We start from the raw sequence: 19,767 nt of genomic DNA, 5'->3' as shown, positions 1-19,767 counted from the left end.
CGTCGCGGCGCTCCGTCGCCGCGACGATCTGTCCATGACCGGCCGCGCAAGGCCGGCGGCGTCCAAGGGCGGTCCCCGGGCCTCGCGCACCGGGACCGGGTGAGCAGGGACCGCGCGGGATCGTCCTGCGCGGATCGGGGAGGAGGGTAGGATGACGGGTTCCTGGACCCGGCGCGGGCTGCTGGGCACGTCGCTCGCGGCAGGCGCCATGCTGGCCGCGCCGCGCATCGGCCACGCGGCGGCGCGAACGCTCAACGTGCTGAGCCATCGCGTCCACCAGAACTGCCTGACCACCGGTCCGGCCGGCGACCTGCTCGGCCCCTGGCGGAAGGCGCAGGATGCGGAGGCCGCCTGGACGACGCTGGACAGCAACCCGTTGCAGGACCGGCTGTTCCGCGAGGCGAGCCTGGACCGCACGGATGTCGGCGTCGGCTACCTCGTGAACAGCCGTGCGACCCCCGCCGCCGCCACCCTGCTCGCGCCGCTGGACGAACTGCTGCAATCCGCGCCCATCGAGGATTTCGCGGAGATCGCGCCGGGCCTCACCGCCTCGATGCGCGTCAACGGCAAGCTGGTCGGCGTGCCCGTGCGCCACGCCACCGCCGGGCTGTTCTACAACGAGGCGCTGCTGGAGGAGCGCGGCATCTCCGCGCCGCCCGCCTCGCTGGAGGAACTGGTGGAGCAGGCGAAGCGCCTCACCTACCGCGCCGCCGACGGGCGCCCCGTGGTGGGGATGGTGCTGGCGAGCGACCTCGCCGTCTTCCCCGTCACCTTCGTGCGCGCCTTCGGCGGCGACTTCATCGGCGAGGACTACAGGCTGGTGCCCGACCCGGCGGCGCTGGAGCGCGCGCTCGCCGCGCTGCGCGCGCTGTTCGAGGCGGGGGCGCTGCCGCGCAGCTACGCCACCACCGTCACGGATGACCAGGTGACCTGGCTGCAGCAGGGCCGCGCCGCCTTCTCCGTGCTGCCCTTCTCGCGCTACCCGCAGCTCAACCGCCCCGACCAGTCGCGCCATCCGGGGAAGCTGAAGGCGATCGAGTTCCCGATGGCCGAGGCGTTGCGCGGCAAGGTCGCGATGGCGACGCCCACCGAGTTCTGGGCCATGTCCATCCCCGCCAATTCCCGCGACCGGGAGCTGGGCTGGAGCTTCATCCGCGAGGTGTCCAGCAAGGCCGTCACCATCGGCGCCGCGCGCAACGGCAACGGGCCGGTGCGCCCCTCCGCCTATGACGACCCGGCGCTGCGGGCGGAGCAGCCGCTGGCGGCGATCGAGGCCCAGGCGCTGAAGAACGCCCGCGTGCCGCTGCCCGCCTTCCCCGAGGCGGTGCGCGCCCAGGCGGTCTTCGTCGAGGAGGTGCAGCTCGCCGTGCTCGGCCGCAAGACCCCGCGCGAGGCGGTCGCCTCGACCATCGAGCGGGTGAAGCCGCTGATGCCCGCCTGATGCAGGACGGCGTCGTCGTCGCGGTCGATGTCGGCTCGACCAGCGCGCGGGCGGGGGTGTTCGATGCGCGCGGCCGCCGCCTCGGCCGCGCGGAGCATCCCTTCGCCGTCCACCGCCCGCGCCCCGATCACGCGGAGCACGATTCCGGGGAGATCTGGCGCGCCGTCTGCGCCGCCACCCGCGCCGCGCTGGCCGAGAGCGGCGTGGCGGCGGAGGCGGTGGCGGGGCTCGCCTTCGACGCGACCTGCTCGCTGGTGCTGGTGGACGCGGCCGGGCGGCCGGTGAGCGCCTCCACCACCGGCGAGGACCGGTGGAACGTGGTGATGTGGGCCGACCACCGGGCGGAGACGGAGGCGGTGGAGATCACCGCCACCGGCCACCGCGTGCTGGACTTCCTCGGCGGCGTGATGTCGCCGGAGATGCACCTGCCCAAGCTGCTCTGGCTGAAGCGGCACGCGCCGGAGAGCTGGGGTCGGCTGGCCCTGGCGATGGACCTGACGGACCACCTCGCCTGGCGCGCCACCGGGGTGGTCGCGGCCTCCGCCTGCACCCTGACCTGCAAGTGGACCTATCTGAGCCACGAGGCACCGGGCTGGCAGGCGGATTTCCTGGAGGCCATCGGGCTCGCGGACCTGCCGCGCCGCGGCGGCCTGCCCGATGCCCCCTGGCCGGTCGGCCACCGTATCGGGCCGCTCTCCGCCAGGGCGGCGGCCGAGCTGGGGCTGACCCCCGGCTGCGCCGTGGGGGTGGGGCTGATCGACGCCCATGCCGGCGGGCTCGGCCTGCTCGGCGCCCTGCCGCCCACGGAGTTCGACCGGCGGCTGGCGATGATCGCCGGCACCTCCACCTGCCACATGGCCGTCTCGGCGGAGCCGCGCCGCGTGCCCGGGATCTGGGGGCCGCACCGCGATGCGATGGTCCCGGGCTTCTGGCTGAACGAGGCGGGGCAATCCGCGACGGGCGCGCTGCTCGCGCACCTGCTGCACTGGCATGCTGAGGGGCGGGCGCTGGGACCCGGCGGGCATGAGCGCGTGCTCGCACGGATCGCGGAGCTGCTGGCGGAGGAGGGGCCGGGCCTGGCCGGGCCGTTGCAGGTGCTGCCGGATTTCAGCGGCAACCGCTCGCCGCTGGCCGAGCCGATGGCGCGCGGGGTGATCCATGGGCTGGGGCTGGACAGCGGCTTCGATTCCCTCGCGCGGCTCTACTACGCCACGGCGGTGGGCATCGCGCTGGGCACGCGCCACATCCTGGAGGCGCTGGAGAGGCGAGGCTACGCCATCCGCACCATCCACCTGACCGGCGGCCATGCGCGCAGCCCGCTGCTGGTGCGGCTCTACGCCGACGCCACCGGCTGCACCCTGGTCCTGCCGGAGGAGGAGGACAGCGTGCTGCTCGGCACGGCCATGGCCGCGGCGACGGCGGCTGGGCTGTACCCCTCGCTGGGCGAGGCGGCGCGGGCGATGACCGGGCCGGGGCGGGAGGTCGCGCCGGACCCGGCGCTGCGCGCGCATTTCGACCGGCAGTATGCGCGCTTCCTGCTGATGCAGGAGCAGCGGCGGGCGGTGGACGCGCTGCCGCCCTAGCCTGGCGCTGCGGCGGTCAGGACGGCGGCGGGGCCTCGGGCGCCGTGGCGACGTCCAGCAGGAAGGCGCGGACGTCAGGATCGTCCGGCGCCGTCTCCTCCACCCAGGCGGCCGTGAATTCCCCGGGCGGGATGCCGAGCAGGGCAGCCGCGAGCGGATGCAGTCCCTGGCCGAGGCCCGCCTCGACCGCCATCCGCATCAGGGTGCCGAGGTCGTGCAGGAATGGCTGCCAGAGCTCGTCCGCCTCCAGGCCGCCGGGCGGCGCGGCCACCAGGGAGGTGAGAGAGGCGAAGGTCCCGCGAAGCTCGTCCCGTGCCGTCGCGTCCAGGGGGCCGGACCGGATCGCCGCCTGCTGCTTCCTGACCTCCTGCATCAGACTCAGCAACGCCACGCGTCGCGAAGCGGCCGCGAGGGTTCCCATCAGGCCCTTCGTCTCGTGGACATGGCGCTCCGTGGACTGGATGCCCCGTATCCGCCTGAGCATGGGTCGCCCGGCGGACAGGGCCGGATGGTCGGCCGGCAGCCCGTCCAGGATCGCCTCGACACGGTGCAGCAGCCGCTCCGTCCGTTCGTCGAGATGGCCCAGGCGCCTGCATAGCCCCGGCAGGACGGTGAAGATCGCGGCATAGGGCCCCAGCTCGCTCGCCAGCCGCAACTCGCGTCGCAGGGCCGCATGCGCCGAAGGCAGCGACGCATCGGGCGGCGGCAGGCGTAGCGCCGCTTCCAGAAGGGGGATGATGCGGTCGATCTCCTCGCCCGCCGCCTCGATCGCCCGAGCCGTGGCGCGGTCGATCGCGATCAGCACGTCCTCGGAGGGCTCGTCCGGATAGGCTGCCCGCAGCCGGTCCAGCAGGGCGAGGGCTTGTCCCTGCCGGGGCGGATCGTCCAGCCGGAGATCGATCTCCGCCGCGACGGCATCCGCCCAGCGGGCCCGCGCGCCCGCGGGCGGCACATGCTCCAGCAGCGCGATGGGATCGGCCGCGTCGCGCCAGTCCTCCAGCGCCGCGCGGCAGAACCACGCCATGGCCGAGGGCTGCCGCACCCAGGCCGCGTCGAGCAGCCCCGAGGCCACGGCAGGCGCGAGGCGCGCCCGCTCGGCCAGCAGGTCGAGGGCGAAAAGCTCCCCCAGCAGGTCCGGGCGCAGCGGCGGCAACCGGCCGCCCGGCAGTTCCGTCGCGTCCACCATCTGGGCCAGCCGCCGGGCCTGGGCGGGACTCACCTGCGCGGGCAGGGGCGCGCCCGCGGCCACGGCCGCGCCGAGATCGCGGAGGGGAAGGCCGGCGGTCATGGTGGCGAAGGCAAGGAGGCGCCGGTCCGCGTCCAGCTCCTCCTCCGTCACCCCACCCCCCGGCTTCGGCCAGCGGGATTCCCGCAGATGGGCAAGCTGGTCGCGGAGCAGCCCGGCCCGGTCCCAGCCGGACGGGTCGCGCCCGCGCCGCACCGCCTCGGCGACGAAGCGCAGGAAGAGCGGACGCCGGCTGCCCGCGTCCAGCCGGCCGACGGCGCGGAGCACCTGCTCCACCCGCTCCGCCGGGCCGTCGCCCAGCAGCCGGGCGGCGAGGTCGCGCAGCGCCGGGTCGGGCAGGGGGCCCAGCGCCAGCGGCTCCGGCAGGAAGCGGGTCGGATGCAGGTAGGTCTCCCGCAGCAGCAGATCCTGACCGAGCGCGGTTGCGGCGCCGTCGTGCCGGTCGACCAGCAGCAACCGGACCGGGAAGTCGAGGCGTCCGGCCCGGCTGGCGAGGGCTTCGATGATCCGGCCGGCCTCCTCCGTGCGGGTGGAGGCGTCGTCGAGGATGAGAAGCGTCGGGAACAGCACCTCCCACCGGTCCCAGGCATGGCCGGCCGCCGAGCGCGGCAGGAAGCCGGCCCGCCATCCGGCGTGATCGAGCACGCGCGCGAACTCGAAGGCCAGGCGACTCTTGCCCATGCCGCCCGCGCCGGTCACCGACCACCAGGCGAAGGGGCGCGGATCGAGCCGGAAGCCGCGCAGCCGGTCCATCTCCGCCTCGCGCCCCACCCAGGGCTGGTTGGCGCGGGTGTAGACATGGATGCCCTCCAGGTCCGGCGCGCTCTCCCGCCGCAGGTCGGGCTGCGCCTCCACCTGGCCGAGCAGCCGCAGAAGCTGCTCCCGCACGTCGTCCTGGAAGTCGCGCGCCTCCTCGCGGAAGCGCCCGGCGGCGGACCGCTCCCGCAAGTCCGCCTCGCGCTCCAGCACCGCCAGCTCCGCCTCGGCGGCGGCGGCGAAGCCGGCGGCGACCAGCGCCTCCCGCAGCCGGGCGGTCTGCCCGCGGGCCAGTTCCACCTGCGCCAGGGCCCGGCGCAACGGTTCCGCCAGCCGCGTCACGGCCGGCAGGCCCAGGCGGCGCGTGGCCGCCGCCGCCGCGCGGCGGGCCAGGTCGCGGGCCTGGTCCTTCAGCGCGCCCGCGGCCAGCTCCACCGCGGGCAGGACGAGCATCGCATAGCCCAGCCGGACGGCGATGGGGGGCACGCCCGTCGCGGCGGCGACCGCGCCGACGATCGCCGCGCGGACCTCGTCCTGCTTCAGGTATTCGCCCAGCCCCTTCTCCGCCAGCGAGAGGGCCAGGCTCTCGAAGGCCGTGGGCACCGGCGTGGCGTCAGGCGGCGACCCCATGGCCTCGCTCCGGCATGACGGGAGGCGTCATCCTGGCGCAGCAGGGCGGCGAAGTCATGGGTAAATCGAAACGAAAATCCGGCCGCGCTCAGCCGTAGCGTTCCGCCTTCTCCGCCTGCTCCTCGATGACGCCGGCCAGCCGGCCCAGCGCCTCCGGCTCGTGCAGCGCGGCGATGCGCGCGGGGTCGAGCGCCTCGGCCTCGCGCAGCAGCGCGGGCCAGTCCGCCTCGTCGGGCCAGCGGTCCCGCACCACCGCGGCCCCCAGCGCGCCGAGGCGATGCGCCTTGGCGCGCTGCTCGTCGAAGGGGCGAGGCTCCGGCAGGCAGAGGAAGCGCTTGCCCAGCGCCGCCACCTCCGCCAGCAGCCCGTCGCCGCAGCCCCCGACCACCACATCCGCCTCGGCCAGCAGCACGGCCGCATCCTCGCGCCAGCCGAGCAGTTCGAGGTTCGGCGGCAGCGGGGCCGTGCCCGGCGTGACGGGGCCGAGCACGCGCCAGCGTCTCCCGGGGACCGCGCGGGCCGCCGCCACCAGGGCATCGTGGTCCCCCCCGGCGCCGCCGCGTCCGAAGGTCACCACGATCCCGCCGCCGGGGCGGGAGGGGGCCACGGGCGGCGCCGCGAGCAGGCCGGCATGGAAGGTCTTGCGGTTCACCCAGCCGGGCGTGTCATCCGCCTCCAGCGCGGCGGGGAAGGGGGCCAGCAGCGCCTCCGCGGCGCGGAAGGCGGTGATGTGCGGCGGATCGTCGCGCCGGCCGGCGAGGCGGAAGTAGAGGAAGGGCGTGGAGCAGAGCCGCGACAGGATCGCGACCTCCACCGAGACGTCCACCACCAGCAGGGCAGGCTTCTGCTCCGCGATCCAGCCGGCCAGGCGCGCGCTGCGGCGGCGGAGCCCGTCATGGCCCAGCGGCGCGTAGTGCAGGCCGGGAACCCCGACCGGATCGCCATGGGCCCCCCCCTCCGGCGCATCGTCCGGCAGCGGCAGCATCGGGGCCGGGGCGGCGCGCTGCTGCGCGGCCGAGAAGGTCCCGATCAGCGTGCAGGGCCGGCGCATCCGGCGCACCAGCGCGGCGGCCCGCTGCCAGTGCCCGATCCCCTGGTGATGGACGTAGAAACCGATGGGCCTCATGCGGCCGCAGGCTCGTCCACTGTCTGCCGCCGGGCAAGCGCCTCGATCGCCGCGGTCGCGGCCGCGATCTCCTGCTCGGTGCACGGCAAGGGCGGCAGCAGGGGTTCGGCACGCGCGACGAAGGCGATGTCATTCACGCTCTCCCGCGCCACGGCCTCCAGCCGGGCGGACGCCACGCCGATCGCCGCGGCGGCGGCCGACAGGCCGCCGTGGAAGCCGTCGCGCAGCGCCCGGCGCCGGGCCAGGGAACGCAGCCAGCTTGTGGCGTCTGGGAGCAGGTGCGGCGCCGCCCCTTCCGCGAACCCTCGCCAGCGACGCAGCTCCGACGCCATGCCGCCGGGGGCGCGGCCATCCTCCCGCACGGAGACGGCGGTCCAGACCGTGGGCGGATGGCGCAGCCGGCCGCCCTGCCGTTCCACCGCCGCGACCAGCGCGTTGTCCTCCCCCGTCGCCAGCGGCGGCACGCCGCCGGCGGCCTCGTAGGCGCGAAGCGCCACGGCCAGGCTGGCACCCGTATGGTCGCCATGGCGTGGCGGCGGGTCATGTGGCAGCGGGTCGATCCGATGCGCCAGGGCGCGCACCGCCGCCCAGTAGCGTGCCACCCGCGCATGCGAGTCCCGCAGCCAGGTAGGCAGGGGCGAGCCGGGTGCCTCGGCCAGCCGGATCTCGCCGCCGACCATCTCCACCCCGTCCATCGCCTCCAGCGTGGCGGCGATCCAGCACGGCGGTGGCTGAGCATCGGCATCGGTGGTCACCAGCACCCCGGAGCGAACCCCGTCCTCGCGCAGCCAGGCGGCACCGGCCCGCAGCGCCATCTCCCGCGCGACGCCGACTGTGGCGCGCTCCGGCGGCAGGTCCGCCTCCAGTACCCGTAGGGCCAAGCCGCGCCGCGTCTCCGCCAGGGACCGGGCGAGCCCGGCGGTGCCATCGGTGCAGTTGTTCGCCAGCAGCACCACGCGCAGCGGGCCCCCGGACCAAGCCTGCCGGTCCAGCGCCGACAGCAGGCCGGGAAGGCTCGCGGCCTCGTTGCGCGCCGGGATGCAGACGACGCAGCAGGGGGAGGTCACTTCGCGGCCAGCGCCGCCGCCTCCTGCGCCTCGCGGGACACCAGCTCCGCGCGGTAGAGCGCCTCGTAGCCGCTCACCATGCTGCGGGCGTCGCAGCGTTCCTCCGCGCGCCTGCGGCAATCCGTGCGGGACAGGGCCGCCGCCGCGGGGATGGCGCGGGCCAGGGCAGCGATGTCGTCGGCCGGGGCGAGGCACCCCGTCCAGGCATCCACGATCTCGGGCAGGGCGCCGCGGGCGAAGCCGGCGACCGGCGTGCCGCAGGCCAGGGCCTCCGCCACCACCAGCCCATAGGGCTCCTCCCAGCGCGGGGTGATGACCGCCACGGCCGCCGCGGCCACCTGCTCCGCCAGGGCGGCGTGGTCGAGATGGCCGAGATAGCTGACGCCCTCGCCCAGCGCCGGCGCGATGTGGTCCGTCCAATAGGCGGGATCGTTCCGCGGGCCGGCGAGGCGCAGGGGGACGCCGGCGCGCCGCGCCGCGGCGATGGCCAGGTGCGCGCCCTTCTCCGGGACCAGCCGCCCGAACCAGATGGCGTGCCCGGCCACGGGCCCTTCCAGCCTCGGCCGGAACAGGTCCAGCTCGATGCCGTTGGGCACGACATCCGGAACGGCCACGATGTCGCGCCACATCGCCGCCACCGTGTCGGAGACGGCGATGAAGCGCAGGTCGGCGTGGCCGGGATTGGCCACGGCATCGGCGAGCTCGCGGAAGGGCGGGGTATGCAGGCTGGTGACCATCGGCGCGGCGATGCGGCGCGCCTCGTCCAGCGGCAGGTAGTGCAGCGCGTTGTTGTGGACGATGTCGAAGCCGCCCGCCGTGATCGCATCGACGATCCCGGCATAGGCCTGGTGCTCCAGCAGGGCGATCGCCTCCGCTTCGCGCGGGGTGTTGGGCATGCCGGTCGGGGCGCCGCAGGGCCGCAGGTTCAAGGCTCGGTCGGACCCCTCGGCGGCGAAGAGGGTGACGTCGTGGCCGCGGGCGATCAGGTGGCGGGCGAGTAGGTGGGTGTGCATCTCGAGCCCGCCGGCGAAGGGCTCCACAATCGGGTATTTGAGGTGGGCAACCAGGGCGATCTTCATGCGCGGGCGATCGTCATGCGCTGGCCTCGTTCCAGGACGGGCCCAGGATGAGCAGCGTCCGGGCGGGATAGCGCCAAGCCTCGGCCCGCCGTTGCCGGGCCCGCCGAACACGTTGCCGTAGGCGGAAGGCACTCCGCCCGGGCGTGTCATACTGACGGCGGGATGACCTGACCCGTGGCGCTGTGGTGTTCCGGCGGTGGACCGGGAGGGGACGCTGTCCCCTCCACGGACCCTCCCCTGCCGGGGCCACAAGCGGGCCCCGGTCCCCGCTGGGAGTCTGGTGCGGCGCGGCTGCCGTCAGCCTGCGGGCTGAACCCTGACGGAGCGCGGGCAGGCGGGACTCCATAAGAACTTTGTAGGCGTCAGGGAGTGCTGCGGCCGTACCCGCCGAGGAGCATGGCTCCTCGGCGCCGCGACCCCGTCACCACCATCGCGCGGCAGCGCTGATCGGGTCCAGGGCCCGCAGGGTCCTGGCGGAGTGGGGGTACGGGGGCGAGGCAGCGCCTTGCCCCCGGGCCACATGCACCACCCCTCCATGGATCAAGGCGTCCTACAGCCCGTATCAGGCGCGCCGCAGCACATCCAGGCGGTAGAGCGCCTCCCGCCGCGAGAGCAGGGGCCGCAGCGCGGGGCCGCAGGCGGCGAGGAAGGCTGTCACCGCCTCGTCCCCCGTGAGCGGGTAGGGGGGCTCCGCCTCCGGCAGCCAGTGCACCAGCACCACATCGCCCCCGGGGCGGAGCGACCCCAGGCAGAGCCCGGCCAGCGCCGCCACATCCTCGCGGCTGAAGAAGTAGAGCAACTCGGACAGGAGGATGAGGTCGAAGGCCTCGCCCTGCGGCCAGTCGCCGGGCAGCACGGCCTGGCGGATCTCGACCTGCGGCAGCTCCGCGTTGCGCTGCCGCGCCTGGGCGAGGGGTGCCTCCGCCGCATCGACCGCGAGCAGCCGGTCGCAACGGGCAGCGAGCTGGCGGGTCAGCACGCCGATGGAGCAGCCGGCCTCGAAGCCCGAACCGTAGCGGGGCCGCGGCAGGGCGGCGAGGGTGGCGGCGTACTTGCCCCGCTCATAGTCGGAGGTGGCGAAGGACCAAGGGTCGCCGTCCGGGGCGGCCGCGTAGAACGCCTCGAAGAAGCTGGCGGGCAGGGATTGCTGCGGGCGGCTCAAGGGACCTCCTCCAGATAGAGCTCGTAGGGGCGCAGCAGCACGGCGAGCACCGCCTCGTTCAGCACGAACCCGTCCGGGTCGTCGGCGATCAGCCGCGTCGTCTGGCTGCGATGCGCGGCGACCGCGCGGCGCTTGGCCGGCAGATGCGCCGCGACGTCCAGCCGGCGGCCCCGGGGCGGGGCGGGCAACTCCACCGGCTCGACCGGGGCGATGGCGGGGTAGAGGTGCCGCCAGCTCCAGACGGGGTAGCCCAGCAGCCGCAGGCCCGACCGGGCGGCGACGGCGCGGGCGATGGCCCAGGTCGCAACATGGTCCTTGTGCGGGTCCAGCGGGATGGTGGCGACCAGCGTGTCGAAGCCCTCGGCCGCCATGGCGACGGCCCGCACCGCCCGGTCGAAGCGCGGGCCCTCGATGGGCACGTCGCCGTCCGGCCAGTCCAGGAAGACCGGCGGCGGCGTGCCGAGCGCCCGGACCGCCTCCGTGGCCTCGGCACGGCGCAGGGCGCGCAGCACCGGCGCCGGGTGGGTGCGGGAGTTGGGGTGAGACCCGGCGCCATCCGACATCACCACCACGCGGCCCGGCCGTCCCGCCGCGGCCAGCGCCGCCAGCAGCCCGCCGCAGCCCAGGGATTCGTCATCCGGGTGCGGCGCCAGGACCAGTGCGCTGCCGCTCGGCAGCAGGGCATCCAGCCCCGCCAGCGGCAGCGCCTCGGCCGCGCGCAGCCAGTCCGCCGCCGGGATGCCGCGGGGGACGGCGGTGCAGGCGCTCAAGCGCCGCGCTCCGGCCACATCTCTCCCACCGGCTCCTCCCGCGCCAGCCCGGCGGCGGCACCGGAGACGAGGGCGTGATCGGGCGCCGGCTGGCGCAGGTAGGTGCCCAGGTCGCGCAGCAGGCGTTCCAGCGGGTTCGGGCGCATCAGACCCTGCAATCCGACCGAGCGGGTGGCCGCCTCCATGACCTCCAGCGCCGCCCGCTCCACCGCGCCGCGCGCCAGGTTCACATAGGCCACGGCCTCCTCCCGCCCGGCCTCCGCCAGCCTTGCGGCCTCCCGCACCCAGAGCCGGGCCGTCTCCGCCGCCGCCAGGACCCCGCCCAGCCGCGCCGCCTGGTGCGGGTCGCCACCGCGGCCGGTGCGGCGCAGGTGCTGCCGCAACGCCTCCGCCACCGCCTCGAGGCCGCCGAGCTGCACGGCCAGGAAGCGCCAGGCGCCGGCGGAGAAGTCCGGCTGGCCGAGATAGGCATCGGGCTCCCCCAGCCGCATCGCCGGCGTGACGGCAATCCCGTCCAGATCGATCCGCCCGGTGGCGGAGGCGCGCATGCCGGCCGGGGTCCATGTGGCGAGGTCGGCGCGCGCCGTGCCCCGGGGCAGCGGCACCAGCAGCATCTGCTGCGGCCCCTGGCCATCCATCCGGGCCGTCACCAGCGCGCGTTCCACCAGCCCCACGCCGGAGCAGAGGATCTTGCCGCCGCGCAGCACCCCCGCCTCGATCCGCAGGGAGACGGTGGGGGATTCGGTGTTCCAGACGCCGAACAGCATCCCGTCCCGGGCCGCGTCGGCCGCGGCGCCGCGCTGCGCCGCCGTTCCGTGCCGCAGCACGAGGCGCAGCGTGTTCATGTGGCCCTCGTAGAGCCGGCCCAGCGGCAGGCTCGCGCGGCCAACGAGGCGCAGGGCAGCGAAGGCCGCGTCCCCGCCCTGCGGCTCCGTGCCCCAGCCCAGCCCGCCGAGCTCGGCGGGCAGCGGTGCCGTCAGCACGCCCGCCGCGGCCAGCGCCTCGACATCCTCGACAGGAAGCTGGCCGTCCTCCGCATCGAGGGCCGCCGCACGCGCCGCGATGGCCGGCAGCGCCTCCCGCAGGCGATCGAGTCGGAGCGCGTCGCCGTTGCGGGCCAGGGGCGGCGGGGGAGAGGCGAGGATGTTCATGTCGCGCCGGTAACGCCGCGAAGCGCGCAGCGGCGGCAGCGCCATGTCGATCGGTGCACGATCCGACGGGAAAAGGGCGGCGGGGCCGGACCCGATGGCCCGTGCGGGGATGGCCCATGCAGGGGATTGTCCGTGCGGGGGTTTGCCTGCGCTGGGGATTGTCCTTGCGGTTGCGGAATCAACTCTGTTAACAAGTCGCAACGCACTTTTCGCGCGCCTTTGATGAAACCAGGACGGGGGGATCACATGGCACGCATGCTGGTTGTTCCGGGCGTGTCGGTGGAGACGCGCTTCGATGTCCCCCCACCCCTTCCCGCCCGTTCCGGAATCCTGGGCGCGGTCGGCGTCGTCGATCGCGCCCCCGCGGGCGAGCTTTCCGGCGTCACCAGCGCGCCGGAGCTGCTGGAGCGCTTCGGCGCGGCCACCCGCTACGCCTTCCCCGAGGTGATGGACGCGCTGGCGAACGGCATCTCGGAGCTCTTCGTCTCGCCCGTGGATCCCCGTTCGGGCCGCGCCGCCGAGTTGACCATCATGGATGACGAGGGCCAGCCCGTCGCCCTGCTGCGCGCCCGCGCCGTCGGGCCCTGGGGCAATGCGCTCGGGGCCCGGGTGGTGCGGGTGATGGCGGAGGACGGGCGCACCGTGCGCCGGCTGTCGCTGGAGATCTCGCTGAACGGCGTGGCGGCGGAGCGCTTCGACGGCCTGGTCTTCGACTCGACGCGGGACAACGACTTCTTCTCCACGATCAACCGCGACAGCGGCCTGGTCGTGGCGATCGACCCCGACCTGATGACCGATCTGCCGGCCTTCGATGCCGGCCTCGTGGCCCTGGCCGATGCCGGGGCGCAGCCGGCCCGCGGACGGCTGCGCGCGGGCAACGACACGCTGGTGGAGGTGACGGCGGCCGATGCCGGCGGCCGCGGCAACCGTCTCTCGCTCTCCGTCGGGCAGGGCCGGGCCAGCCGGGCCTTCGCCGGGGCGGCGGCCGCGCCGTCCATCCGCATCTCCGCCCGCACGCCCGGCCTCGCCGGGACCGGCAACCGCATCGGCATCACCGGCGATGCCGCCGCCGTGACCATCGAGGTGCAGGACCCGCAGGGCAACATCCGCAGCTATGGCGGCGCGGCGCAGCCGATCGACAGCGTGGCCGCGCTGCTGGACGCGCTCTCCGCCGATCCCACCGTCGCCGTCACGCGGCTGGGCGACGTCCTGCCCGCGGCGACGGCGGGGCGGCAGCCGCTGCTGCGCACCGTCACCGTCACCCTGGCGGAGGAGGGCGTCTCCACCACCGAACTCGCCGACCTGGACAGCGCCGCCGCCATCGCCGCCGCGCTGGACGCGCTGCCGCAGGTGACGGCGGCACTGGCGGCCGGGGCGGATGGCACGCGCCTGCCGGATGTCGGCGCGGCGAACGCGAACTTCCTTTCCGGCGGCCACGATGCCGGCCCGGCGCGGGCCTATGCGGGCCAGGACAATCCCGACGCCACGGTGCTGGAGCTGGTGCCCGCCCCGGGGGCGGATGCGGCCGCCCTGCGGGTGCGGATGCAGGCGGGCACGCTGGCCGGCACGGCGCGGATCACCGCCGGACTGCAGCAGGGCGGCGAGTTCGCCGAGCAGGAGAGCTTCGACAACCTCTCCATGGACCCGGACGACCCGCGCTACCTGCCCGCCGTGCTGGCGGCGGAATCCAACCTGCTGCGCGCGCTGGACCGCTTCGTGCGGCGCGGGGCGAGCCACCTGCCGGCCGGCAGCCTGGCACCGCAGCGCTTCACCCAGGGCGCGATGCCCGGCCTGGCGGCATGGCAGGCGGCGGTGGACGCGCTGGCGCAGGTCGGCGACGTGGACCTCGTCCTGGCGGGGCTGCAGGGTTGGAAGGACACGGCGCTGGCGCATCTGGACGTGCAGCGCGCCCTCGCCGCCCATGCGACGGCCCAGGCGGACCTGGCCAAGCCGCGCATCGCCCTGGCGGGGGTGAACCCGGCGACGCAGAACGACCCGGCGGCGATCCTGTCCCAGGCGGCGGCGGTGGCCGGGCGACGGCTGATCCTGGTGGCGCCGGGCGGGGCGGAAGGCGCGGTGGCCGGGCTGCTCGGCCATCTCGACGTCTTCCAGTCGCCCACCTTCAAGACGGTGGCGAGCCTCTCCGCACCGCTGGTGCCCTATACCGAGAGCGACCTGAACAAGCTGGTCGGGCCGGAGGGCAATGTCTGCGTCGTGCTCTCGAAGCGCGGGCGCGGCACCATCGTCGTCAAGGGCATCACGAGCGACGGCTTCCAGATCAACGTGCTGCGCACCGCCGACCGCTGCGTGCGGGAGGTGAGCAAGATCGCCGACCGCTTCATCGGCCAGCTCAACAACAGCGAGCAGCGCGGCGCGCTGCGGCAGATGATCGTGGACACCTTCACCCAGATGGAGCGCGACGGCGCGCTGGTGCCCAGCATGGACGGCAAGGACCCCGCCTTCACCGTGCAGGTCTACGGCAGCCAGACGGATTTCGCCGCGGGCATCCTGCGCGTCGACATCGCCGTGCGGCCGGTGCGGGCGATCGACTACGTCTACGCCACCATCCGCGTGCGGAACTGAGGGAAGGCACGGACATGGCCGTCTTCACCGCCAACAGCTCCGCCGTCCTGGTCGCGGGCGAGCGCGTCGCGGGCGTGCGGGGCATCGACTTCCAGCACCAGCGCGCGCAGGCGAGCGTTTACGCGCTCGGTTCGGCCGAGCGCATCGGCGTCGTCTACGGCGGCACCAGCGTGGCGGGGCGGATCACCGTCGCCTCCGCCTCGGACGCGCTGGACGCGCTGCTGGTTTCGGGCGAGGCCTTCCAGATCGTCGCCAACCTCTCCTCCCGCGCCGATCTTGAACCCGAGCGGACGGTGGCCTTCGACGGCTGCACCATGACGGGCAAGAGCTTCGCCCTCGCCGCCGGCGGCCATGCCGAGGCCGTCTACGACTTCACCGCCACCCGCCTGCGGGAGGAGGCGGCGGCCTGAGGGGCCGCCGCGCGCCCGGATGATCCCCCTCCCATCCCCGGCCGAGGGCGTCGCCATCGCGCTCGACCCGGCCGAGGGCGTCTGGCACCTCCGCTTCGGCGAGACGTCGCGCCGCCTGCGCCCCTGGCGCTGGGGCGAGCGCCGGCGGCTGGTCGCGGCCAGCACGCGTGGCGGACGCTTCGACGGGCCGGCCTTCACGGCGGGGCTGGCGGCGATGCTCTACGACCCGGCGCCGCCGGCCGAGCTGGCGCCGCTGCACGCTCTCCTCGCGCTCGATCTGTTGGGGGTGGGGGAGGGGCCGGCGCCCGCGCCGCTCGCCGCGGCCGAGGCGCGTCTGGCCGTCCGCTTCGGCTGGATGCCCGGGGCGCTGGAGGCGGAGCCGGCGGCGGGGCTGGATGCCCTTCTCGCCGGGCTGGACGAGCCTGCCCCGGCGCCCCACGCGCCGCCCCCCGGCTGGAACAGCATCCGCGTGATGGAGGAGCCGGATGGCTGACCTCCTCGCCGAGCAGGAGCGACTGCGCCCGAGGCTGGATGCGCTGCTGGCCCGGGCCGCCGGCTGGGCCGATCCGCCCCGCGCGGCAGGGCCGGGGGTGGAGGCGGCGTCCGGGCCGGAGGGCGCGCCGGGCTGGACGGAGCCGGTCGCTCCGCCCGCGGTGGCGTCCTCACCGGGCATATCCCCGGCTGCGGCATCCGCCATCGCCACCGGGACCGGCACCATCGCGACGCCGCGACGCGCCGTGGCCGGGCGGGTGCGGATGGCGCCGCCCGTCTCCCCAGGGCTGGCTGTTGTCACCGCGCCGGGCACGTCGCCCGCCGACAGCCCGTCGGCCGCATCCGCCATGCCCCGGGAGATGCCTCCCGCCGCCCGGCCACCCCGTCCCGCCGGGGTGCGCTTCCGCCTGCCCGCCACCACGCCCGCCGCGCCCATGCCCGCCCCCGTCGCCGCGCCGGCCGTGCCGGCGGCCATGGCCGCCACGCCGCCCGCGCCGCCGGGCCCGCCCCGGCTCGCCGGCTGGGCGGAGGCGCCCGCCCGCACCGCCGCACCGCCGCCGGCGGCCCCCGGCCTCTCTCCCGCCTCGGCGCGCCCGGCCGCTCCGACGCCCCTTCCGGCGAGCTTCCCGACCCTGGCCGCCGCGCCTGTCGCGATGCTGGACCGGCCGGACGCGCCACCCGCCCCACCGTCGCTCCGCCCCGCCGCCACCGCCGTCCCCGCCGCCGAGGCCGCGGCCGCGCTGCGCCTCGCCCTCGCCAGCCTGCCCGGGGAGGAACTGGAGGAGCTGCTGGCCGACCTGCTCGAACGGGTCGCCCTCGAAGCCGGGGTCAGCCTGCCGTGACCCGCCCCATCCCCCTGCTCGGCGAGCTGGCGCTGGACGCCGTGACCTTCGCGGAGACACGGCTGCGCCAGCGCCTCGCCGGGCTGCCGGTGGTCGGGCTGGCGGGGGATGCGCAGCAGAGCCTCGGCCGCGCCAGTCACGAGATCGAGCTGCACGGGCTGCTCTCCGGCCCCGAGGCGCGCGACCGGCTGGCGGAATTGCAGGGCGCCGCCGCGGCCGGCGAGGAGCTGGACTTCGCCGCCGACATCGCCACCGCGCTGGAGCTGGCCAAGGTCGTCGTCGCGGAGGCGGTCTTCACCGAGCGCGCCGGCGCCCCGGACCGCTTCGCCTATCGCCTGTTGCTGCGCGAATCCCCGCCGCTGCCGCCGCCGGCCGAGGCCTCCCCCTTCGGCGGACTGGAGGGGATGGACCTCGGCTTCGACACGGACATCCTGGGCGACGTGCTGGACCAGGCGGGCGCCTTGCAGGACGCCGTCTCCGCCGTGGCCGATGCGGTGGACACGCTCCAGGCGCTGGCCGGGCTGGCGGACCTCTCGCTCGGCAACCCGCTGACGCCGATGCAGGACGCAGCGGGCGGGCTCTCGGGGGCGGCGGACCCTTCGGCCGGGGCGGCGCTCGGCCAGGCGCTGGGGGGCTAGGCGCATGCTGGTCCCGAGCTTCAGCCTCCGCCTGGGCGAGCAGATCTTCGGCCCGCAGGTCGCCACCCTGCGCCTGCGCCGCGCCCGCCTGCCGGCGGTGGACCGGCTGGATGTCGCCTTCCCGGCCGGCGTTCCGGTCGAGGCGGCGCCGGGCGACGAGGCGGAACTCGAACTGGACGGCGGCGAGGGGGCGGAGACGGTCTTCACCGGCACCGTCGCCGCGCTGCGCCGCCGCTTCGACGGGCTCTCCCTCACCGCGCGCGGCCCCGCCGACCGGCTCGCCCTGTTCCGCCCCGCCCTGGCGTTGGAGCGCGTCACCGCCGGGGAGGCCATCGCCCGGCTGGCCGGCGATGCGGGGGTGGAGACCGGTGACATCGCCGACGGCCCGCTGCTCGCCGTCTATGTCGCGGACGGGCGCAGCACGGCGCTGGCCGAGATCGCGCGCCTCGCCGCCCTCTCCGGCGCCTCGGCCAGCTTCGACGGCGAGGGTGCGCTGAACCTCCCCGACCCCGCCAGCCCCGGCCAGCCAATCGCCTTGCGCTACGGCCGCGAGATCCTCTTCGCGGAATCCACCGAGGGCAGCCCCGGCGGCGCCGTGCCCGTGGTGGTGGGCGAGGGCGGCGACCCGAATGGCGGCCAGGCGCTCTGGGTGCTGAAGGACTTCCTCCAGGGCGGCGCCGGCAGCGGCCCGCGCGTCGCCCTGCCGGAAATCCGCCGCCGCGCCGATGCCGATGCCGCCGCCAACGCCCTCGCCGCCGCCCGGGCCGCGCGCGCCAAGGCCGTGCGCCTGACCACCTTCCTGACCCCCGGCCTGGCCCCCGGCCTCCCGCTCCAGCTTGCCGAGATGCCGGACGGGCTGCCGCTGGCCAGCGCCACGCTGCACCAGGTGGTGCACACGGTGTCCGCGTCGGACGGCGCGCTGTCGCAGCTCTGGGGCACCGGCTACGACGCCGCGTCCGGCGGGCTGCTCGGCGCGGCACTCTCGGCGGTGGGAGGGCTGCTGTGATCGGCATCGCCCTGCGAGGGAGTGACCTCCCAAGCCGTTCCCCTCTGGCCCCCTCCCTCTTTCGGGAGTCCGCGTGGTGGAGAGACCTGCACCCGCTCCACGCCGGCTGCGCCAGCGAGCCGGGAGCCGATGGCGGACTCCTGAAAGAAGGAGGGGGATTTGGGGGGGCGAGGCACTGCCTCGCCCGCTCCCCCGAGAATTCCGACGGTGGGTCCCCATGAGCCGCCTCGCCGAAGTCATGACCGCCTTCGCGCGGCACGAGGCGGAGCGCCGCACCTTCTGCGAGCTGGCCGTCGTCACCAGCGTCTTCGACAACGCCCAGGGCGACGACAGCCACACGGTCAGCGTGACGCTGAAGGATTCCGGCGTGGCGCTGCGGCGCCTGCCGGTGGCGGTCTGGGCGACGGGGCTCGCCTGCCTGCCGCGGGTGGGCGACGTGGTGCTGGTGATGTTCCCGCGCGGGGCGCTGGTCTCCGGGATCGTGGTGGCCAGCGTCTATTCCGATGCGCAGCGGCCGCCGGAGTTCAAGGCGGACGAGATCGCGCTGCTCTGGCCCGCTGGTGCCGAAGACCGCGTGCTGCTGCGGCTGGACGGCGCCGACGAGCCCTCGGCCAAGCTGGCGGTGGGCGGGGATGGCGAGGTGGCGATCGAGCTGCGCAAGGGCGAGCTGCGCGTCTCCGCTTCCGGCGTCGCGCTGAAGCTGAGCTATGGCGGCTCCTCCGACGGCGTCGCCGCGCTGGAGGCGGGCGGGACCAAGGTGGAGCTGAAGCAGGATGGCGACCTGACCGTCACCGCCACCGGCCGCGTGACGCTGAAGGGGGCGGAGGTGCGGATCGAGGCGGACGGGCCGGTGAAGATCAGCGGCGCGACGGTGGAGCTGAACTGATGGGACAGCCCGCCGCCGGACAGGGGGACAGCGTGATGGCGGTGGACACGCACATCGTGCTGGTCCCGGCCGTGGCGCCCGTGCCGACGCCGCTGCCGCACCCGTTCTCCGGCATGCTGAATGGCGGGCTCTGCGCGACGGTGAAGGTCGGCGGCAAGGCGGCCGCCACGGTGGACAGCACGGCGCAGAACCAGCCGCCGCACATTCCCACGCCGCCAGGCGTCAGCTTCCAGAAGCCGCCGGCCAACAGCGGCACGGTGATGCTGGGCAGCGCCACGGTGAAGATCGGCGGCAAGGGCGCGGCGCGGGCCAGCGACACCGTGAAGACCTGCAACGACCCCGCCGACATGCCGGTGGGGCAGATCCTCGCCTTCGGCACCGTGCTGGTGGGGGGCTGAGCGGCGATGTCCGGAACCCTGGCCGACCCCCTGGGCAAGGACCTGCTGGTGGCGCCGCTGCTTTCGGCCACCGAGTGGGATGCGCTGGACCTGACACCCACCGATGGCGGGCCGGGGCGGACGGAGCCGCTGGACCTGGCGGTGGCCTCGGGGCCGGACTCGCTGCGCCAGGCGCTGCTGCTGCGGCTGCTGACGCCGCAGGGGGCGCTGGCCGATCTGGGGCACGCGGAATACGGCAGCCGGCTGCACAAGCTGATCGGGCAGGAGATGGGCGAGCCGGCGCGGCTGCTGGCCCGGGCCTATGTCCTGGCCGCGGTGCGGCAGGAGCGCCGCGTGGCGGAGGTGCTGTCGCTGGAGGTGACGGGGCCCTTGCCGAATGCCCCGGACACGTTGCGCATCGGGCTGTCCGTCCGCGCCGTGACCGGCGGCGACCCGATCACCCTGGGCCTGGAGGTGGCGGGATGACCACACCCCCAAGCCCGTGGGCGGAGCCCGCGTGGT

Annotated in this window: 18 protein-coding genes; 11 read left to right on the top strand and 7 right to left on the bottom strand. The window is 75.5% G+C overall.

Translation table 11 applies throughout. The features are described 5' to 3' along the window. Positions 1 to 151: 151 nt before the first annotated feature. Together LPC08_RS12790 and LPC08_RS12785 are read left to right on the top strand one after the other, a co-directional pair. On the top strand, positions 152 to 1,441 hold the full coding sequence (locus LPC08_RS12790) for an extracellular solute-binding protein (protein WP_230448626.1): 1,290 nt from the start codon (positions 152 to 154) through the stop codon (positions 1,439 to 1,441). Continuing rightward, complete coding sequence (locus tag LPC08_RS12785) at positions 1,441 to 3,024, top strand: FGGY-family carbohydrate kinase (protein WP_230448625.1); 1,584 nt, start codon at positions 1,441 to 1,443, stop codon at positions 3,022 to 3,024. Before LPC08_RS12790 ends, LPC08_RS12785 begins: the two co-directional genes overlap by 1 nt. Positions 3,025 to 3,040: 16 nt before the next feature. Here the strand turns inward: LPC08_RS12785 and LPC08_RS12780 are convergent, their stop codons facing one another. From LPC08_RS12780 to LPC08_RS12750, 7 genes are all read right to left on the bottom strand, one after another. Further along, positions 3,041 to 5,656, bottom strand: coding sequence for a hypothetical protein (locus LPC08_RS12780; protein ID WP_230448624.1), 2,616 nt, complete (start codon positions 5,654 to 5,656; stop codon positions 3,041 to 3,043). Positions 5,657 to 5,744: 88 nt separating this feature from the next. Further along, positions 5,745 to 6,782 carry a hypothetical protein gene (locus LPC08_RS12775; RefSeq protein WP_230448623.1) on the bottom strand — a complete coding sequence of 346 codons (1,038 nt, stop codon included), beginning with the start codon at positions 6,780 to 6,782 and terminating at the stop codon, positions 5,745 to 5,747. Further along, a complete protein-coding gene (locus LPC08_RS12770) occupies positions 6,779 to 7,849 on the bottom strand; it encodes a glycosyltransferase family 2 protein (protein ID WP_230448622.1) in 1,071 nt (356 codons plus the stop codon). Before LPC08_RS12770 ends, LPC08_RS12775 begins: the two co-directional genes overlap by 4 nt. Further along, a complete protein-coding gene (locus LPC08_RS12765; RefSeq protein WP_230448621.1) occupies positions 7,846 to 8,928 on the bottom strand; it encodes a glycosyltransferase in 1,083 nt (360 codons plus the stop codon). Before LPC08_RS12765 ends, LPC08_RS12770 begins: the two co-directional genes overlap by 4 nt. 562 nt (positions 8,929 to 9,490) lie before the next feature. Next, positions 9,491 to 10,090: a class I SAM-dependent DNA methyltransferase gene (locus LPC08_RS12760; RefSeq protein WP_230448620.1), complete on the bottom strand. Its 600-nt coding sequence runs from the start codon at positions 10,088 to 10,090 to the stop codon at positions 9,491 to 9,493. Then, the gene (locus LPC08_RS12755; protein WP_230448619.1) at positions 10,087 to 10,860 is read right to left on the bottom strand and encodes a PIG-L deacetylase family protein; all 774 of its coding nucleotides are present in this window, start codon (positions 10,858 to 10,860) and stop codon (positions 10,087 to 10,089) included. The genes LPC08_RS12760 and LPC08_RS12755 overlap by 4 nt, the downstream gene beginning before the upstream one ends. Then, a complete protein-coding gene (locus tag LPC08_RS12750) occupies positions 10,857 to 12,056 on the bottom strand; it encodes an acyl-CoA dehydrogenase family protein (RefSeq protein ID WP_230448618.1) in 1,200 nt (399 codons plus the stop codon). The genes LPC08_RS12755 and LPC08_RS12750 overlap by 4 nt, the downstream gene beginning before the upstream one ends. Before the next feature lie 201 nt (positions 12,057 to 12,257). On the opposite strand from LPC08_RS12750, the gene LPC08_RS12745 reads away from it, so the two are divergent. From LPC08_RS12745 to LPC08_RS12705, 9 genes are all read left to right on the top strand, one after another. Continuing rightward, positions 12,258 to 14,594, top strand: coding sequence for a hypothetical protein (locus LPC08_RS12745; RefSeq protein WP_230448617.1), 2,337 nt, complete (start codon positions 12,258 to 12,260; stop codon positions 14,592 to 14,594). 14 nt (positions 14,595 to 14,608) lie between these two features. Beyond that, the gene (locus tag LPC08_RS12740) at positions 14,609 to 15,004 is read left to right on the top strand and encodes a hypothetical protein (RefSeq protein ID WP_230448616.1); all 396 of its coding nucleotides are present in this window, start codon (positions 14,609 to 14,611) and stop codon (positions 15,002 to 15,004) included. Between the two features lie 19 nt (positions 15,005 to 15,023). Next, positions 15,024 to 15,497 (top strand): hypothetical protein, encoded by a 474-nt coding sequence (locus LPC08_RS12735; protein WP_230448615.1) that lies wholly within the window; start codon positions 15,024 to 15,026, stop codon positions 15,495 to 15,497. After that, positions 15,490 to 16,338: a hypothetical protein gene (locus tag LPC08_RS12730; protein ID WP_230448614.1), complete on the top strand. Its 849-nt coding sequence runs from the start codon at positions 15,490 to 15,492 to the stop codon at positions 16,336 to 16,338. Before LPC08_RS12735 ends, LPC08_RS12730 begins: the two co-directional genes overlap by 8 nt. Continuing rightward, on the top strand, positions 16,335 to 16,976 hold the full coding sequence (locus tag LPC08_RS12725) for a hypothetical protein (protein WP_230448613.1): 642 nt from the start codon (positions 16,335 to 16,337) through the stop codon (positions 16,974 to 16,976). Before LPC08_RS12730 ends, LPC08_RS12725 begins: the two co-directional genes overlap by 4 nt. A 4-nt stretch (positions 16,977 to 16,980) precedes the next feature. Next, entirely contained in the window at positions 16,981 to 17,982 is a 1,002-nt protein-coding gene (locus tag LPC08_RS12720; RefSeq protein WP_230448612.1) for a hypothetical protein, read from the top strand. A gap of 217 nt (positions 17,983 to 18,199) precedes the next feature. After that, complete coding sequence (locus tag LPC08_RS12715; RefSeq protein ID WP_230448611.1) at positions 18,200 to 18,868, top strand: hypothetical protein; 669 nt, start codon at positions 18,200 to 18,202, stop codon at positions 18,866 to 18,868. After that, the gene (locus LPC08_RS12710; protein WP_230448610.1) at positions 18,868 to 19,266 is read left to right on the top strand and encodes a PAAR domain-containing protein; all 399 of its coding nucleotides are present in this window, start codon (positions 18,868 to 18,870) and stop codon (positions 19,264 to 19,266) included. Before LPC08_RS12715 ends, LPC08_RS12710 begins: the two co-directional genes overlap by 1 nt. Positions 19,267 to 19,272: 6 nt before the next feature. Beyond that, complete coding sequence (locus tag LPC08_RS12705; RefSeq protein WP_230448609.1) at positions 19,273 to 19,731, top strand: hypothetical protein; 459 nt, start codon at positions 19,273 to 19,275, stop codon at positions 19,729 to 19,731. The last annotated feature ends 36 nt before the right edge of the window (positions 19,732 to 19,767 follow it).

Origin of the sequence: Roseomonas sp. OT10, assembly GCF_020991085.1 — a bacterium.
In the GTDB taxonomy this organism is placed as follows: domain Bacteria; phylum Pseudomonadota; class Alphaproteobacteria; order Acetobacterales; family Acetobacteraceae; genus Roseomonas; species Roseomonas cutis.
This window is presented reverse-complemented; position numbering and strand designations above follow the sequence as displayed.

Excerpts from the sequence above, each read along its gene's own strand:
- LPC08_RS12790 (WP_230448626.1), top strand. The coding sequence starts at position 152 with ATGACGGGTTCCTGGACCCGGCGCGGGCTGCTGGGCACGTCGCTCGCG.
- LPC08_RS12785 (WP_230448625.1), top strand. The coding sequence starts at position 1,441 with ATGCAGGACGGCGTCGTCGTCGCGGTCGATGTCGGCTCGACCAGCGCG.
- LPC08_RS12780 (WP_230448624.1), bottom strand. The coding sequence starts at position 5,656 with ATGGGGTCGCCGCCTGACGCCACGCCGGTGCCCACGGCCTTCGAGAGC.
- LPC08_RS12775 (WP_230448623.1), bottom strand. The coding sequence starts at position 6,782 with ATGAGGCCCATCGGTTTCTACGTCCATCACCAGGGGATCGGGCACTGG.
- LPC08_RS12765 (WP_230448621.1), bottom strand. The coding sequence starts at position 8,928 with ATGAAGATCGCCCTGGTTGCCCACCTCAAATACCCGATTGTGGAGCCC.
- LPC08_RS12750 (WP_230448618.1), bottom strand. The coding sequence starts at position 12,056 with ATGGCGCTGCCGCCGCTGCGCGCTTCGCGGCGTTACCGGCGCGACATG.
- LPC08_RS12745 (WP_230448617.1), top strand. The coding sequence starts at position 12,258 with ATGGCACGCATGCTGGTTGTTCCGGGCGTGTCGGTGGAGACGCGCTTC.
- LPC08_RS12740 (WP_230448616.1), top strand. The coding sequence starts at position 14,609 with ATGGCCGTCTTCACCGCCAACAGCTCCGCCGTCCTGGTCGCGGGCGAG.
- LPC08_RS12735 (WP_230448615.1), top strand. The coding sequence starts at position 15,024 with ATGATCCCCCTCCCATCCCCGGCCGAGGGCGTCGCCATCGCGCTCGAC.
- LPC08_RS12730 (WP_230448614.1), top strand. The coding sequence starts at position 15,490 with ATGGCTGACCTCCTCGCCGAGCAGGAGCGACTGCGCCCGAGGCTGGAT.
- LPC08_RS12720 (WP_230448612.1), top strand. The coding sequence starts at position 16,981 with ATGCTGGTCCCGAGCTTCAGCCTCCGCCTGGGCGAGCAGATCTTCGGC.
- LPC08_RS12715 (WP_230448611.1), top strand. The coding sequence starts at position 18,200 with ATGAGCCGCCTCGCCGAAGTCATGACCGCCTTCGCGCGGCACGAGGCG.
- LPC08_RS12710 (WP_230448610.1), top strand. The coding sequence starts at position 18,868 with ATGGGACAGCCCGCCGCCGGACAGGGGGACAGCGTGATGGCGGTGGAC.
- LPC08_RS12705 (WP_230448609.1), top strand. The coding sequence starts at position 19,273 with ATGTCCGGAACCCTGGCCGACCCCCTGGGCAAGGACCTGCTGGTGGCG.